The 15,924-nt window shown below is 44.7% G+C and carries 14 protein-coding genes; 9 read left to right on the top strand and 5 right to left on the bottom strand.

From position 1 onward, the window contains the following. Nucleotides 1–13: 13 nt before the first annotated feature. From dtd to deoC, 3 genes are read left to right on the top strand one after another with little or no spacing between them, the layout of a single operon-like run. Nucleotides 14–466, top strand: a complete 453-nt coding sequence (dtd, locus tag DW121_RS03605) for a D-aminoacyl-tRNA deacylase (protein ID WP_118323051.1) — start codon at nucleotides 14–16, stop codon at nucleotides 464–466. After that, a complete protein-coding gene (locus DW121_RS03600) occupies nucleotides 466–801 on the top strand; it encodes a nucleotide pyrophosphohydrolase (RefSeq protein ID WP_117710510.1) in 336 nt (111 codons plus the stop codon). Before dtd ends, DW121_RS03600 begins: the two co-directional genes overlap by 1 nt. Beyond that, nucleotides 791–1,693 carry a deoxyribose-phosphate aldolase gene (gene deoC, locus DW121_RS03595; RefSeq protein ID WP_117710509.1) on the top strand — a complete coding sequence of 301 codons (903 nt, stop codon included), beginning with the start codon at nucleotides 791–793 and terminating at the stop codon, nucleotides 1,691–1,693. The genes DW121_RS03600 and deoC overlap by 11 nt, the downstream gene beginning before the upstream one ends. An 88-nt stretch (nucleotides 1,694–1,781) precedes the next feature. Here deoC and DW121_RS03590 read toward each other — a convergent pair whose 3' ends face one another. Then, a complete protein-coding gene (locus DW121_RS03590; RefSeq protein ID WP_117710508.1) occupies nucleotides 1,782–2,756 on the bottom strand; it encodes a polyprenyl synthetase family protein in 975 nt (324 codons plus the stop codon). Nucleotides 2,757–2,842: 86 nt separating this feature from the next. Between DW121_RS03590 and polA the strand changes: the two genes are divergently transcribed. The 3 genes from polA to DW121_RS03575 all read left to right on the top strand — a co-directional run bounded on the left by polA (nucleotide 2,843) and on the right by DW121_RS03575 (nucleotide 7,241). Further along, complete coding sequence (gene polA, locus DW121_RS03585; RefSeq protein WP_118323050.1) at nucleotides 2,843–5,701, top strand: DNA polymerase I; 2,859 nt, start codon at nucleotides 2,843–2,845, stop codon at nucleotides 5,699–5,701. A gap of 276 nt (nucleotides 5,702–5,977) precedes the next feature. Then, on the top strand, nucleotides 5,978–6,361 hold the full coding sequence (locus tag DW121_RS03580) for a DUF3836 domain-containing protein (RefSeq protein WP_117710507.1): 384 nt from the start codon (nucleotides 5,978–5,980) through the stop codon (nucleotides 6,359–6,361). A 253-nt stretch (nucleotides 6,362–6,614) separates the two neighbouring features. Next, nucleotides 6,615–7,241 carry an HD domain-containing protein gene (locus DW121_RS03575; protein ID WP_117710506.1) on the top strand — a complete coding sequence of 209 codons (627 nt, stop codon included), beginning with the start codon at nucleotides 6,615–6,617 and terminating at the stop codon, nucleotides 7,239–7,241. Nucleotides 7,242–7,294: 53 nt separating this feature from the next. Here DW121_RS03575 and DW121_RS03570 read toward each other — a convergent pair whose 3' ends face one another. After that, complete coding sequence (locus DW121_RS03570) at nucleotides 7,295–8,377, bottom strand: alpha/beta hydrolase (RefSeq protein WP_199677358.1); 1,083 nt, start codon at nucleotides 8,375–8,377, stop codon at nucleotides 7,295–7,297. A 2-nt stretch (nucleotides 8,378–8,379) separates the two neighbouring features. After that, entirely contained in the window at nucleotides 8,380–8,958 is a 579-nt protein-coding gene (locus tag DW121_RS03565) for a DapH/DapD/GlmU-related protein (RefSeq protein ID WP_118323049.1), read from the bottom strand. Nucleotides 8,959–9,292: 334 nt separating this feature from the next. On the opposite strand from DW121_RS03565, the gene ychF reads away from it, so the two are divergent. The 3 genes from ychF to lgt all read left to right on the top strand — a co-directional run bounded on the left by ychF (nucleotide 9,293) and on the right by lgt (nucleotide 12,512). Continuing rightward, nucleotides 9,293–10,396 carry a redox-regulated ATPase YchF gene (ychF, locus tag DW121_RS03560; protein ID WP_009121956.1) on the top strand — a complete coding sequence of 368 codons (1,104 nt, stop codon included), beginning with the start codon at nucleotides 9,293–9,295 and terminating at the stop codon, nucleotides 10,394–10,396. A gap of 30 nt (nucleotides 10,397–10,426) precedes the next feature. Next, nucleotides 10,427–11,371 (top strand): ketopantoate reductase family protein, encoded by a 945-nt coding sequence (locus DW121_RS03555; protein ID WP_118323048.1) that lies wholly within the window; start codon nucleotides 10,427–10,429, stop codon nucleotides 11,369–11,371. 232 nt (nucleotides 11,372–11,603) lie between these two features. Next, a complete protein-coding gene (lgt, locus tag DW121_RS03550; RefSeq protein WP_117710598.1) occupies nucleotides 11,604–12,512 on the top strand; it encodes a prolipoprotein diacylglyceryl transferase in 909 nt (302 codons plus the stop codon). Here lgt and mutS read toward each other — a convergent pair whose 3' ends face one another. Further along, nucleotides 12,513–15,128 (bottom strand): DNA mismatch repair protein MutS, encoded by a 2,616-nt coding sequence (mutS, locus tag DW121_RS03545; protein ID WP_118323047.1) that lies wholly within the window; start codon nucleotides 15,126–15,128, stop codon nucleotides 12,513–12,515. 265 nt (nucleotides 15,129–15,393) lie between these two features. Beyond that, entirely contained in the window at nucleotides 15,394–15,819 is a 426-nt protein-coding gene (locus DW121_RS03540) for a DUF3836 domain-containing protein (RefSeq protein ID WP_117710503.1), read from the bottom strand. Nucleotides 15,820–15,924 lie beyond the last annotated feature (105 nt).

Genomic DNA, 15,924 nt, shown 5'->3' with positions numbered 1-15,924 from the left:
TTAGAACTAAAACATGAGAGTAGTTATACAACGTACCGGATATGCGTCTGTTACCATTAACGGAACTTGTAAGTCCGCCATCCAAAAAGGGTTGATGATATTGGTAGGCATAGAGGAAACGGACGGCAAAGAAGATATTGACTGGTTGTGTAAAAAGATTGTCAACCTGCGTGTCTTTGACGACGAGAATGGCGTTATGAACAAATCCATACTCGATATTAATGGTGAAATACTGGTAATCAGCCAGTTCACACTACACGCATCCACTAAAAAAGGCAATCGCCCCTCTTACATCCGGGCGGCAAAACCGGAAATATCCGTCCCGTTATACGAACAATTCTGCAAAGAATTGAGTTTAGCATTAGGTAAAGAAATAGGCACGGGCGAGTTTGGAGCCGACATGAAAGTGGAATTACTGAACGATGGTCCTGTGACTATTTGCATGGATACAAAAAATAAGGAATAATGACGTTAAAAGAAGCACAACAAGAAGTAGACTCCTGGATAAAAAAATTCGGAGTACGATACTTTAGCGAGCTCACCAATATGGCCGTATTGACCGAAGAAGTAGGCGAGCTGGCGCGAGTTATGGCACGCAAATATGGTGACCAATCTTTCAAAAAAGGAGAAAAAGACAACGTTGAAGAAGAAATTGCAGACGTCCTTTGGGTACTTCTCTGCATTGCAAACCAGACCGGAGTTGACATCACCGAAGCCTTTGCACGCAGCATAGAGAAGAAGACCCGACGTGACCAAACAAGACATATCAATAACCCTAAATTATCTGACCATGGAGAATAATGAATCCACCCAGAACAAGTATGACGCCGCCTTGGCAAAGTACAACACCAATCTGAACGATGCTGAAGTAGCTGCAGAAGTAGCTAAAATAATCGCGGAAAAAGTACCTGCAAACAATACTCCGGAAGTAAAGAAATTCCTGTTCAACTGCATTGACCTCACTACACTCAACAGTACGGACAGCGATGAAAGCGTCATGAAATTTACTCAAAAGGTAAATCAATTTGATGAAGAATTTCCCGACTTGAAGAATGTTGCAGCTATCTGCGTATATCCCAACTTTGCGGAAATAGTAAAGGATACCCTGGAAGTGGAGGATGTAAAGATAGCCTGTGTATCAGCTGGTTTTCCTTCTTCACAGACTTTTATAGAAGTAAAGGTAGCCGAAACCGCCATGGCAATCATGGAAGGAGCCGATGAAATAGACATCGTAATCTCAGTAGGAAAATTCCTGAGCGGAGATTATGAAACCATGTGCGATGAAATACAAGAACTGAAAGCTACTTGCAGAGAAAATCACCTGAAAGTAATTCTGGAAACCGGAGCTTTGAAAACGGCTGCCAACATTAAGAAAGCCTCTATCCTATCCATGTATGCCGGAGCCGATTTCATAAAAACTTCTACCGGAAAACAACAGCCTGCCGCCACCCCGGAAGCTGCATATGTGATGTGCCAAGCCATTAAGGAGTACCATGCACTGACAGGTAATAAGATAGGTTTCAAGCCGGCAGGTGGCATCAACTGCGTAAACGATGCGCTGATTTACTATACCATTGTAAAAGAAGTACTGGGCGAGGAATGGCTGAGCAATGAACTGTTCCGTTTGGGAACCAGCCGCTTGGCAAACCTTCTGCTCTCTGAAATCAAAGGTGAAGAAATGAAGTTCTTTTAAGAACTGACCTTAATCGCCACTCATGAGGATATGACAGAATGATAGAGCTTTTACATTTTGACATATCCTCTTGAATGGCAGAGTGAAATTATTTTTCGCGTTCCACTACATAATCCAGATAACAAATCAGTGCTTTCTTTACGTCCGTATCTTCCATAGAATCCAATAATGAAAGCGCTTTTTCCTTAAATTCCACCATGACTTTCGTGGCATATTCAATGCCGCCATGTTCTTTGGTAAACTCGATCAATCGGGCTATTTCATCAGTTGTAGCCGTTCCGTTCTTCACTTTTACGGCAATCTCCTTCGCCTGTTCATCGCGGGTGGAATTAAGGGCATAAAGTGCAGGTAAAGTCAGCTTTCCTTCCAGCATATCATTGCCGGTAGGCTTACCGATTTCCTTGCTTTCATAATAATCGAATATATCGTCTTTAATCTGAAAGCAAAGGCCGATGTACTCGCCAAAGAGACGTGCATATTCCGCCTTTTCATCGCTGACTCCCACCGAAAGCGCACCTGCCTTCATGCACGCGGCAAACAATACAGCCGTCTTCTTGCGAATGACATCAAAGTAAATATCTTCGGAATATTCGGGGTTACTGACATTAGAAAGCTGCAGCAACTCTCCTTCCGCCAAATCCTGCCCCAAGTTGGAAACAACATCTATAATGGCGTAATTACGCGTCATCCCTACTTCTACTAAAGCCGTTGCCAGCAAATAATCGCCTGTAAGCACTGCTACCTTGTTATTAAAGATAGCATTTACAGAGAGTTGCCCCCGACGTTCGGTACTCTCGTCCACTACATCATCGTGCACCAAGCTCGCCGTATGCAGAAGTTCCAAGGCAACCGCAGCATGAAGCGTTGCCGGACAAATCTCATTGTACAGCTTCGCGGCAAGCAAGACCAAAATAGGGCGCATCATCTTTCCATTCTTCTGCCGTATATGCGCAATTACGCTATTCAGCAAAAGATTAGAACTGGAAAGGCAACTATCAAAATGCTTTTTGAAGTCTTCCAACTCCGCAGAAATCGGGGATTTTATGAGGGATATACTGTCCATACATCGCTATTTGAGCACAAAAATAGTAATAAAACAGTTAATACGGTATTTTTTTGTACTTTTACCATGAAAAAAAGGATAAATCTATGAATTCAACCGATAAACTTTTCTTGCTTGATGCCTACGCACTGATATATCGCTCTTATTATGCGTTCGTCAAGAATCCGCGAATCAACTCCAAAGGATTCAATACTTCAGCCATTTTGGGATTTGTAAATACCCTCGAAGAAGTGCTGAAAAAGGAGAATCCAACACATATAGGAGTAGCTTTTGATCCTTCGGGACCGACATTCCGCCACAAAGCTTACGAACAATATAAGGCGCAACGGGAAGAAACTCCCGAAGCTATCCGTCTTTCCGTACCTATTATAAAAGACATTATCCGCGCTTACCGTATTCCTATCTTGGAAGTTCCCGGTTATGAAGCCGATGATGTGATAGGCACACTTGCCACCGAAGCCGGAAAACAAGGTATCACCACTTATATGATGACCCCCGATAAAGACTACGGTCAACTGGTATCGGACAACGTATTTATGTACCGCCCCAAACATAGCGGCGGATTTGAAATCATGGGCATCGAAGAGATAAAAGCAAAATTCGATATTCAGTCCACAGAGCAAGTCATCGATATGCTGGGACTGATGGGAGACTCTTCCGACAATATCCCCGGCTGTCCGGGCGTGGGAGAGAAAACCGCACAGAAACTGGTAGCGGAATTCGGCAGTATCGAAAACCTGCTTGCCCACACTGACCAACTGAAAGGTGCGCTTAAAACCAAAGTAGAGGCAAACCGGGAAATGATTACTTTCTCCAAATTCCTCGCAACTATCAAAGTAGATGTGCCCATTAAGCTCGACATGAGTACACTCGTTCGCGAAGAACCGGATGAAGAAGAACTCCGCAAGATTTTCGAGGAACTGGAATTCCGTACGCTCATCAACCGTGTCCTGAAAAAGGCGGATACTCCCCTTCCCTCTTCTTCCGGCTCCGCCGCACCCGATCCTTATGCCGGAACTTTGTTTGCCCGGCCAACCGATAGCGCAGCTTCCGAAAACAACGCTCCCGCTCAAGGCGATTTGTTTGCAAATTTTGCAGACAACGGGGCGGGCGATGCAAAAAATTCAAATCTCACGCGATTAGAAATGCTCGATGTAGACTATCAACTCATTGATACAGAAGAAAAAAGAAAGGAAATTATTCAAAAGTTACTTACAACAGAAATTCTCTCAATAGATACCGAGACTACCGGAACCGAACCAATGGAAGCCGAATTGGTGGGAATGAGCTTCAGTGACACCGAAAACCGGGCCTACTATGTTCCTGTTCCGGCAAATCGCGACGAAGCGCTAAAAATCGTAAATGAATTCCGCCCTCTTTATGAAAATGAAAACTCCATGAAAGTAGGACAGAATATCAAATACGATATGATTATTCTTCAAAATTACGGAGTACAGGTGAAGGGAAAACTTTTCGACACTATGCTCGCCCATTATGTATTGCAACCGGAACTTCGGCACAACATGGACTACCTTGCCGAAATTTATCTGCACTATCAGACCATTCACATCGATGAACTCATTGGAAGCAGAGGAAAGAACCAAAAGAGTATGCGAGACCTTCCGCCGGAAGATGTGTATCGTTACGCCTGCGAAGATGCGGACGTTACACTGAAACTGAAGAACATCCTCGAAAAAGAATTGAAAGAACAGTCTGTCGAGCATCTCTTTTATGAAATTGAAATGCCGCTTGTGCCTGTGCTCGTCAATATCGAAAGCAACGGAGTGCGTATTGATACGGAAGCCCTCAAACAATCGTCCGAACATTTCACGCTTCGCCTGCAGGAGATTGAAAAAGAAATCTATGCACTGGCGGGTGACGAAACCTTCAACATCTCCTCCCCTAAGCAGGTGGGCGAAGTGCTGTTTGACAAACTCAAAATCGTAGAAAAAGCAAAAAAGACTAAAACCGGCCAGTATGTTACTTCCGAAGAAGTACTTGAAAGCCTTCGGAACAAACACGAAATCATCGGCAAGATACTTGAGTACCGCGGACTAAAGAAACTGTTAAGCACCTATATCGACGCGCTGCCCCAACTGATAAATCCACGTACGGGGCACATCCATACCTCCTTCAACCAAGCGGTAACCGCTACCGGACGGCTCAGTTCCAGCAACCCGAACCTGCAGAACATCCCCATCCGTGACGAAGACGGCAAGGAAATCCGCAAAGCTTTCATCCCCGATGACGGATGCGAATTCTTCTCCGCCGACTACTCACAGATTGAACTGCGCATCATGGCCCATCTGAGTCAAGACAAGAATATGGTTGATGCCTTCCTCAGCGGTTATGACATCCATGCCTCCACTGCCGCTAAAATATATAAGGTAGATATTAACGATGTAACCGCCGATATGCGTCGCAAAGCCAAAACAGCCAACTTCGGTATCATCTACGGCATCTCCGTATTCGGACTGGCAGAACGCATGAATGTTCCCCGCCAAGAAGCCAAAGAACTGATTGACGGATATTTCGAGACCTATCCGCAAGTCAAAGAATACATGGACAGAAGCATACAGGTGGCACGCGAAAACGGATATGTAGAAACCATCTTCCACCGCAAACGCTTCCTGCCCGACATCAACTCCCGCAATGCCGTAGTACGCGGTTATGCAGAGCGCAATGCCATCAACGCCCCTATTCAAGGAAGTGCTGCCGACATCATCAAAGTAGCTATGGCACTCATCTATCAGCGCCTTCAAAGTAACAATCTGAAAGCAAAGATGATTTTGCAGGTCCACGATGAGCTGAATTTCAGCGTTCCTGAGGCAGAAAAAGAGATTATACAGAAAATTGTAATCGAAGAAATGGAACGGGCATATCATATGCTGGTACCTCTAAAAGCTGATTTTGGCTGGGGAAAGAACTGGTTGGAAGCACACTAATCCGTTTATAACTTTATTTAACTTACAATCAGAAAGCAACGGAAGTAATCGCTTTAAAATACAGTTTGCTCATCAGAATATCCGGCATCTTCACTGTCGGATATTTTTTGTTCATTAATCTTTCCAAAAAGAAAGCATATAAACCTATCACTGTTTGACATATTGATAAAATAAATCCCAAATATTTTATTTATGTCAAAGTATTGCGTACATTTGCAGCGTAATCAATGACATATTGATAGAAAATAGCAAGTACAACTCTAAAAACATAAAGCCATGAAAACTTTAAAAACTTTGATTTTATTCTCTTTTCTTTTTGTATGTGGAATGAGCGCATCAGCAGACAACAAAAGTAACCTTATTTACAATTCGGAAGAAGTAAATGGAGTAAAGGTCGCTGAAACTGTTTATAAAATGGACGGCAGCACACTTGCCAACTATATGAAGTACAATTATAAGTACGATGACCAGAACCGCATGACAGAAAGCGAAGCCCTGAAATGGAACGCTGTTAAGAACACATGGACCAATGATATGTGCATCCGTTATGCCTATCAAGGCAAGTCGGTTACCACTACTTATTACAAATGGAACAATAGAAAGAATACATACGTCCTTATCCCTGAAATGACAGTGACAATGGATAACCCTAATATGTAATCTATCCATTCTCTCTTAAATACTCTAATTGCTAACAATAACCCAAAACCTTTCTATATAAAAAGGGGGTTGTCAAAATGTAAAAGTCCCATCATTCTGTCATTCTGAACGCAGTGAAGAATCTCTTCTCTGCATACATTAGAGAGAAGATTCTTCGTCGCAAGCTCCTCTGAATGACAGAATGATAGGACTTTTACATTTTGACACACCTCTTTTTTTTGTACTTTTGCCTTCCAATAAAGAATATAGAAGCATGATACCTCAAACACTTACCCGCTACATCGAGACAGAAATCATCCCCCGATACGAACACTTTGACAAGGCACACAGCCTCTCGCATGTACAAACAGTCATTGAGGAAAGCCTTGCTCTTGCCAGACTCTATCCCCAAGCAGATGAACGTCTTGTCTACGCCATAGCAGCCTACCACGATACAGGACTATGCCGAGACCGTGCCACGCATCACCTCGTTTCGGGAGAAATCATAGCGGCAGACACCAGCCTTCTACAATGGTTCAGCAAAGAAGAGATAAAGATTATGCGCGAAGCCGTAGAAGATCACCGGGCATCCACCGACCATGAGCCACGCAGTATTTACGGCAAAATCGTAGCTGAAGCCGACCGTATCATCGACTCTGACATCACCCTGCGCCGTACCGTACAATACGGATTGAAGCAAAATCCAACGGCAGACGAAGCATGGCACTACCGGCGTTTCCACAAACATCTGATGGAGAAGTACGCTCCCGGCGGCTATCTGAAACTCTGGTTTCCTAATTCCAAGAATGCGGAACGGCTGAAAGAACTGCAAGCCATCATTGCTGATGAAAAACAACTGAAGTCCGTTTTCCACCGACTGTATACTGAGGAAAGACAATAGAAAAATCCGCTGTATACCATTTTGTACGACACAATGATGCCCATTCCTTTGATTTATTTCAGATTCTTATTGAAAAAACTTTCTATTTTATCAAAAGGAATGACGCTAAGTCCGTCATACAAATCTGTATGGTTTGCACCTGCGACAACGACAAACTCCTTATTATCCCCTTTCAAAAGAGCGTACACATCTTTACCAAAATAGAACGAATGCGCCTTGTCGCCATGCACAATCATCACTGCGTTTTCCAATTCACCGGCATAATCAAAGAATTTGAAATTAAGAAAAGGAAGATTGGAGGTAACGTTCCAGCCGTTGTTTGAATTGAGCGAACGTTTGTGATAGCCACGTGGAGTTTTGTAGTAGGCGTAATAGTCTTTCACGAACTGGGGTACATCATCAGGCAGAGGGTCAACAACTCCACCTCCCGACTTGTAAAAGCCGTTTTTATAATCTTCGGTACGCTGCGCAGCCATTGCCGCGCGTTTGGAATTGCGTTGTTCTGCCGTGTTTTCAGAGTCAAAATATCCGTTGGCATTTACACGCGTCATGTCATACATGGTGGATGCCACAGTAGCTTTTATACGTGGGTCGTTGATAGCTGCCTGTATGGCTATTCCTCCCCAACCGCAAATACCTAAGATACCTATTTTCGCGGAATCCACGTCCTCACGGTTCATCAGATAGTCAACGGCTGCACTGAAATCTTCCGTGTTAATGTCGGGAGAAGCCACATAGCGCGGTTCCCCTCCGCTTTCTCCGGTATACGAAGGATCGAAGGCAATCGTAAGGAAACCTCTTTCAGCAAGCTGCTGGGCATACAGTCCGGAAGACTGCTCCTTGACAGCTCCAAATGGTCCGCTGACAGCGATTGCCGGAAGTTTCCCTGAAGCATTTACAGGCGCATAAAGGTCTGCCACCAGCGTAATACCATAACGATTATGGAAAGTTATCTTACTATGGTTTACTTTGTCGCTTTTGGGAAAAGTCTTGTCCCATTCTGAAGTTAGATTAAGTGTATTCATTTGATTTGCTGAATTTGTTTCGTTGTTTGTTCTGCTATTATTACAGCCCATAAGTATGCAGGAACTTATGGAGAAAGCAATGACTGCTGATTTGAAGATTTTGGTGTTCATTGTTAATCGGATTTTATATTATCAATATACTTAATTACTTTTGCAGGGACCCCTCCCACTACGGCATATGCAGGTACATCTTTGTTTACCACTGCGCCTGCGGCAATGACAGCGTCATCACCAATGGTTATACCTGCCAAAATGGTGGCATGCGCACCAATCCACACACCTTTACCTATTCGGATAGGTGCATGATACAGATTCTGCCGATCTTCGGGAGCAAAACCGTGGTTTAGTGTAGCCAACACCACACTGTGTCCTATCAATGTACCGTCACCGATAAATATGCCGCCTTGGTCTTGAAACTGGCAGCAAGAATTGATGAAGACATTCCTCCCTACATGAATATTCTTCCCAAAATCAGTATAAAACGGAGGAAACAAACGGAATGACTCATGCACCTCGCTGTTTGTGATCTGACCGAACAGGGAAACAATTTCTTCCGAGGTATGGAAAGTATTGTTCAAGTCGAACAACAAGCGACGGGTGTTGTCGCTCTGCTCACGCATGAAAGCAATCATTTTTTCGCCTGCCAACGGTTCGCCCGCTGCAATCATCTGTTGGAAATATTCTACATTCATATCATTTAGCGGTTTTTACTCATATCTATTCTATTATTAGTCTGTCTTTAAGTGCAAAAATAGTGGGAAACATTTTACGGCATAGTAGATGAATTACGGATATTATAACCCCAATTACATATTCTAAAATTGGTAAGTGGCACAGCCCCGGCATTGAAAGAATGAATTTGAGAAAGCTTAAAAACTGATATTCCGTAGACGTTCCGGTACCCGATAAAAAGAGAAAGTATAAGAAGATTACTGCGTTAGCTTAAAATTAATTATCTTTGCACCTCAAAACGAGATAAAAAAGAATAATATAACTGATTGATAATAATAAAAATACTATAGCACTATGGCATTAAAAGCTGGTATCGTAGGACTTCCCAACGTAGGGAAATCCACTCTTTTCAATTGCTTGAGCAGCGCAAAAGCACAGGCTGCAAACTTTCCGTTCTGTACTATCGACGCCCAAATGGGGCAAGTATCCGTACCCGACGAGCGACTGACGAAACTCGCCGAAATCGTTCATCCGGGACGTATCGTACCCGCCGTATGCGATATTGTCGATATTGCCGGACTGGTGAAAGGCGCCAGCAAAGGTGAGGGATTGGGTAATCAGTTTCTGGGCAACATCCGCGAGTGCGACGCCATTATCCACGTACTGCGTTGCTTCGACAATGGTAATATCGTACACGTGGACGGCAGTGTAGACCCTGTGCGCGACAAGGAAATCATCGACACCGAACTTCAGCTGAAAGACCTCGATACCGTGGAAAACCGTATCAAGCGCGTGGAAAAGATAGCCAAAGTAGGCGGAGACAAAATGGCAAAGGTGGAGTACGAACTCCTGCTGCGCTATAAAGATGCACTGGAGCAAGGACAGAGCGCCCGCACCGTAATTCCTCAGAACGACGATGAAGAACAGTGTGCCAAACAGATGTTCCTGCTCACAACGAAACCGGTGCTTTACGTCTGCAACGTAGATGATACCAGCGCCGCCGACGGTAATCAATACGTAGAACAAGTACGCGAAGCCATCAAAGGCGAAGATGCCGAACTCATCATCATCTCCGCACAGACCGAAGCCGACATTGCCGAACTGGAGACTTATGAAGAAAAACAAATGTTCCTCGAAGACCTCGGTTTGAAAGAAAGCGGCTGCAACAGACTTATTAAAGCCATCTACAGCCTGCTGAACCTCGAAACGTTCATCACTGCCGGCGAAATGGAAGTAAAGGCATGGACCTATCGCAAAGGTTGGAAAGCTCCGCAATGCGCCGGCGTTATCCACACTGATTTTGAGAAAGGTTTTATCCGCGCAGAAGTCATCAAGTACGAAGACTACATCAAATATGGCAGCGAAGCCGCCGTGCGCGAAGCCGGAAAACTGGGTGTGGAAGGTAAAGAATATGTGGTGCAGGACGGAGATATCATGCACTTCCGCTTCAACGTATAAAGACACGGATCACACCAATACACTATACAAATGGCAAATAACAATCTGAGATATCTCATTGCCGGCACAGGCGGCGTAGGCGGAAGTATTGCAGGTTTCCTTGCACTGGCAGGAAAAGACGTTACGTGCATTGCACGCGGCGAGCACCTTGCCGCCATGCGTGAGCACGGTTTGCGGTTGCATTCCGACTTAAAGGGTGAACACGCATTGAAGATACCCGCTTATACGGCAGAAGAATATACTTCCTTAGCGGAGAAGTCAGCCCGGTACAAAGCAGACGTTATCTTCGTATGCGTCAAAGGCTATTCCGTAGACTCCATTACAGAACTAATCAAACGTGCCGCACATAAAAATACGGTAGTAATCCCCATTCTGAACGTCTATGGCACAGGACCTCGCATACAGCGGTTGGTTCCCGGCGTTACGGTACTGGACGGCTGCATCTACATCGTAGGTTTCGTTTCCGGCAAAGGCGAAATCACGCAGATGGGAAAGATATTCCGTTTGGTTTACGGAGCGCACAAAGACACCATTGTTTCCCGTGAAACATTAGAAGCCATACAACAGGATTTGCAGGAAAGCGGCATCAAGGCAGAAATATCTCCCGACATCAACCGCGACACCTTCGTAAAATGGTCTTTCATTTCGGCCATGGCTGTAACCGGCGCCTACTACGACGTGCCTATGGGCGAAGTACAAAAGCCCGGCAAAGTACGTGACACCTTTATCGGACTCTCACAAGAAAGCGCCGCATTGGGACGGAAACTGGGCATCGAGTTCAAGGAAGGCATCGTAGAGTACAATCTCAAGGTAATAGACAAACTTGCGCCCGAAAGTACCGCTTCCATGCAAAAAGACATGGCGCGCGGACATCAAAGCGAAGTGCAGGGATTGCTGTTCGACATGATTGCGGCAGCCCAAGAGCAAGGAGTTGACATCCCTACATACAAGATGGTAGCCGAAAAATTCAGCTGACTTTATACCTTTACTCAATTATTTTATGCTACTTTTGTCATTCAGAGCGAATGTGGGTGTGTCAAAATACACTTGAACATTTCTTTTAGGCACGGATTTCACGGAAAAAGAATAAAGAAAATCTGTGAAATCCGTGTAATCCGTGCCTAAAAAGAAACAAGCAGTAAGCGAGTTTTTGTTTTGACACATTCCCATTCCAACATTTACTTACTAATTTTAATTACTTATGAATATGCCGACTCTCCTCTCCATCAACTGGAATCCTAATCCCGAACTGTTCAACCTTTTCGGTATCTCCATCCGATACTATGGATTATTATGGATTATCGGACTGGCCTTTGCCTATTTCATCGTACGCCAGCAATATCGCGACCGCAAGATAAGCGATGAAAAATTCGACCCGCTGTTCTTCTATTGCTTCTTCGGCATCCTGATAGGGGCGAGATTAGGGCATTGCCTGTTCTATCAGCCGGATTATTACCTGAACCATTTTTGGGAGATGATACTCCCTGTAAAATTCCTGCCGGACGGAGGTTGGAAATTTACAGGCTATGAAGGACTTGCCAGTCACGGAGGTACGTTAGGATTGATTATCGCCCTTTGGATGTACTGCCGTAAGACAAAGATGCACTATATGGACGTGCTGGACATGATAGCCGTTGCTACGCCCATCACTGCCTGCTGCATCCGCCTTGCCAACTTGATGAATTCCGAGATTGTCGGCAAACCCGCCGATGTACCCTGGGCATTTGTCTTCGAACGGGTGGATATGCTGCCCCGCCATCCGGCACAGCTATACGAAGCAATTGCTTACTTCATTTTCTTCTTAGGAATGGTTTATCTTTATAAACGCGGACAGAAAAAGCAGGAAAGCAAGCTGGAAACAGACTTCAGCACCACAAAAGCAAAGTCCACCGCAGTGCAAGCCGGAGCTTCCCTACCCTATCACCGCGGATTTTTCTTCGGTCTTTGCCTGACGGAAATATTTATCTTCCGCTTCTTCATTGAGTTCCTGAAAGAAGAACAAGTGGATTTTGAAAAGACAATGGCGCTGAACATGGGCCAATGGCTCAGCGTTCCGTTCATAATCATCGGAATTTACTTCATGTTCTTCTACGGCAAAAAAGCGGCAGTAAGATAATTACTTTCCTTTTACTATCCGTTTAATGTCATTCAGCTTGTTCAGCGCTTCGAGCGGTGTCAGGTTGTTCACGTCCAGATTCAGTATTTCGTCACGTATCTGGCATAATATCGGGTCGTCAAGCTGGAAGAAACTGAGCTGCATACCGCCGCGTGTTTCTCCCACTTCGACCATCGGTTTGCCCGATATGCCTTGCTGGCGGTTATCCGTCTCAAGTTGCTTCAATATATCATCGGCGCGTTTCACAATACTTTTGGGCATACCGGCCATCTTGGCTACGTGAATACCGAAAGAGTGCTCACTGCCGCCGCGCTCCAATTTGCGCAGAAAAATAACCTTGTTATCAACCTCCTTTACCGACACATTATAATTCTTGATACGCTTGAAGGACTTTTCCATCTCATTCAGTTCGTGATAGTGCGTGGCAAAGAGTGTACGCGCCTTGGCACGCGGATGCTCGTGGATATACTCCACAATAGCCCATGCAATGGAAATGCCGTCATAAGTAGAAGTACCGCGTCCCAATTCATCAAAGAGCACCAGACTGCGGGAAGAAAGGTTGTTCAATATATCAGCCGCTTCGTTCATCTCTACCATAAACGTAGATTCGCCTACGGAAATGTTGTCGCTGGCTCCCACACGGGTAAATATCTTGTCCACCAAACCGATATGCGCGCTTTCTGCCGGAACAAAGCTGCCGATTTGCGCCATAAGCGTAATCAAAGCAGTCTGACGAAGCAATGCAGACTTACCCGCCATATTGGGACCGGTGATAATGATTATCTGCTGCGTGCTGCTGTCCAGCATTACATCGTTAGCAATGTACTTCTCTCCTATCGGAAGCTGCTTCTCAATAACCGGATGCCGTCCCTGATGTATTTCCAACACCTCATCGTCGGAAATTACGGGACGGATATAATTATTTTCGCGGGCTGCGGTGGCAAAGGAAAGCAAGCAGTCCAGACGGGCTATCTGGTTTGCGTCAATCTGAATGGCGGGAATAAACTCGCTCAGAGACTGCACCAGCTCTGTGTAAAGCTGTGTTTCCAACACCAGTATCTTGTCCTCGGCACCGAGTATCTTCTCTTCATACTCCTTCAATTCCTGCGTAATGTAACGCTCGGCATTCACCAGCGTCTGCTTGCGAATCCACTCTTGCGGCACTTTATCTTTGTGCACGTTACGTACTTCGATGTAATAACCGAAAACATTGTTATACCCTATCTTCAAACTGGGAATGCCCGTCAGTTCACTTTCCCGCTGCTGCACCTGCAAAAGATAGTCCTTGCCGGAATAAGCTATCCGGCGCAATTCGTCCAACTCGGCATTCACACCGGGCTTTATCACACCGCCTTTATTAATGAGCAACGGGGGATCATTATTGATTTCCTTGTCGATACGGTCACGGATGGACCGGCAGATATTCAGTTGTTCGCCAATGTGGTTCAAGCTGGCATTATCAGCATCCATACAGGCTTCCTTAATCGGTTCGATTGCCTGCAAAGCTACCTTTAAAGCAACCACCTCACGAGGAGAAACGCGCCCTACGGCCACTTTGGAGATAATACGTTCCAAGTCGCCTATCAAATGCAACTGTTCTTCAATCAGTTCTTTGAAGTCGGGCTTACGGAAGAAATACTCTACCACGTTCAGTCGCTCATTAATGGGCTGCACATCTTTCAGAGGAAACACCATCCAGCGCTTCAACAGACGGGCTCCCATCGGACTGATTGTTTTATCTATCACGTTCAATAAGCTGCTGCCGCCGTCGTTCATACTGCCCATCAGCTCCAGACTGCGCACCGTAAACTTATCCAGACGGACATACTTATCTTCTTCTATGCGTGCCAAAGAGGTGATATGTCCTATCTGCGTATGCTGTGTCATAATGAGGTACTGCAAGACAGCCCCCGAAGCAATAATCCCGTTTTTGAGATGTTCTACGCCGAATCCCTTCAAATTCTTCACTTCAAAATGTTTCAGCAACTTCTCGCGTGCGGTAGTTTCCGTAAACACCCAGTCTTCCAGTTCGAAGGTAAAAAACTTGCTGCCGAAGTTACCCTCAAACATTCCCCGGCGGCCACGCTCAAAAAGCACTTCTTTCGGGGCAAAGTTATTCAACAGCTTGTCCACATAGTCGAAAGGACCTTCGGCTGTCAGGAACTCACCCGTAGAAATATCCAAGAATGCTACCCCGCAAGCCCCCTTGCCGAAATGAACGGCAGCAAGAAAGTTGTTTTCCCGGTAGTTCAGCACATTGTCGTTAATGGATACGCCCGGCGTTACCAATTCAGTGATGCCGCGTTTCACCAGTTTCTTGGTGAGCTTCGGATCTTCCAACTGGTCGCAAATGGCTACACGCTTGCCCGCGCGTATCAGCTTGGGCAGATATGTATCGAGCGCATGATGAGGAAAACCAGCCATTTCAATCGTTTTCCCTTTTCCATTGGCACGTTTTGTCAGAGTAATGCCCAGTATTTCAGCGGCCACAATAGCATCGGTGGAGTAAGTTTCATAGAAGTCTCCGCAACGAAACAGCATGACGGCATCGGGGTGTTTTGCCTTTAAATCAAGAAACTGTTTCATCATCGGGGTAAGGACAATATCTTCGTTCACAGCGGTATTTCTTTAGAGTTTACTAATAAGTAGGGCAAAGATAATCCTTTTTTAGAAAATACACACGGAGGTGGTCTAAATCCTTAGCAAGCCTTAACAAAGTGAGTATTTTTGCTAATTCATGTTATAAAACACACTTTTTTATTTGCTTTATTTGGAGATTTCCCAAAAGTCCGTACCTTTGCAATGTGTTTTTCATAGTATTAGATTTAAGGTTAACAAAGGTTGGAGTACAGCGGTACTCCTTTTTTTATGCCCATACGCCTTATTTCATGCTTGCCAACATCAAAGTGGCGTCATTATTGTTCAATTCGTAGACACAAGTTTCAACATCATTATTGTAAGCATGATCTTTGGAATTCCAACGGGCATAGTTCAAAGCAACTTCATTCTCGGTATATTCAATATTCAGTTTGAAGTAAGGAACCCATGCTTCTTGTACATTGTCCCATTTGGAAGCTTCCTTGCTGATTACACGGTTTTCATTGTCGTAACTGTAGGTATAACGCAGGTGACGGAATAAATAACCACCTTCATTACGGAAGATTGTCTTGGCTGTCAACAGCTCGCCGCTCATTTCTTCGTTTTTCACATAATCCGTAGGATTCATTGCGCTTGCAGAGAAGTTAAGTACACTTGCCATTACTACTGCTACCATTACCACTGCTTTAAGAATTACATTTGTCTTCATAATCGTTATGTTTTTATTGTTATTATTAGTTTGAATTATTGAGGATTCTTTTCTTGAACGCCTTCGACTATATATAGTCAATTGCTGTGCCAAACTAATAAACAT

Source organism: Bacteroides sp. AM10-21B, assembly GCF_003472565.1.
Classification (GTDB): Bacteria; Bacteroidota; Bacteroidia; order Bacteroidales; family Bacteroidaceae; genus Bacteroides; species Bacteroides propionicigenes.
This window is presented reverse-complemented; position numbering and strand designations above follow the sequence as displayed.

Bases quoted from the DNA above. Each gene is read 5' to 3' on its own strand.
- dtd (WP_118323051.1), top strand. From the start codon at position 14: ATGAGAGTAGTTATACAACGTACCGGATATGCGTCTGTTACCATTAAC.
- DW121_RS03600 (WP_117710510.1), top strand. From the start codon at position 466: ATGACGTTAAAAGAAGCACAACAAGAAGTAGACTCCTGGATAAAAAAA.
- deoC (WP_117710509.1), top strand. From the start codon at position 791: ATGGAGAATAATGAATCCACCCAGAACAAGTATGACGCCGCCTTGGCA.
- DW121_RS03590 (WP_117710508.1), bottom strand. From the start codon at position 2,756: ATGGACAGTATATCCCTCATAAAATCCCCGATTTCTGCGGAGTTGGAA.
- polA (WP_118323050.1), top strand. From the start codon at position 2,843: ATGAATTCAACCGATAAACTTTTCTTGCTTGATGCCTACGCACTGATA.
- DW121_RS03580 (WP_117710507.1), top strand. From the start codon at position 5,978: ATGAAAACTTTAAAAACTTTGATTTTATTCTCTTTTCTTTTTGTATGT.
- DW121_RS03575 (WP_117710506.1), top strand. From the start codon at position 6,615: ATGATACCTCAAACACTTACCCGCTACATCGAGACAGAAATCATCCCC.
- DW121_RS03570 (WP_199677358.1), bottom strand. From the start codon at position 8,377: ATGAACACCAAAATCTTCAAATCAGCAGTCATTGCTTTCTCCATAAGT.
- DW121_RS03565 (WP_118323049.1), bottom strand. From the start codon at position 8,958: ATGAATGTAGAATATTTCCAACAGATGATTGCAGCGGGCGAACCGTTG.
- ychF (WP_009121956.1), top strand. From the start codon at position 9,293: ATGGCATTAAAAGCTGGTATCGTAGGACTTCCCAACGTAGGGAAATCC.
- DW121_RS03555 (WP_118323048.1), top strand. From the start codon at position 10,427: ATGGCAAATAACAATCTGAGATATCTCATTGCCGGCACAGGCGGCGTA.
- lgt (WP_117710598.1), top strand. From the start codon at position 11,604: ATGCCGACTCTCCTCTCCATCAACTGGAATCCTAATCCCGAACTGTTC.
- DW121_RS03540 (WP_117710503.1), bottom strand. From the start codon at position 15,819: ATGAAGACAAATGTAATTCTTAAAGCAGTGGTAATGGTAGCAGTAGTA.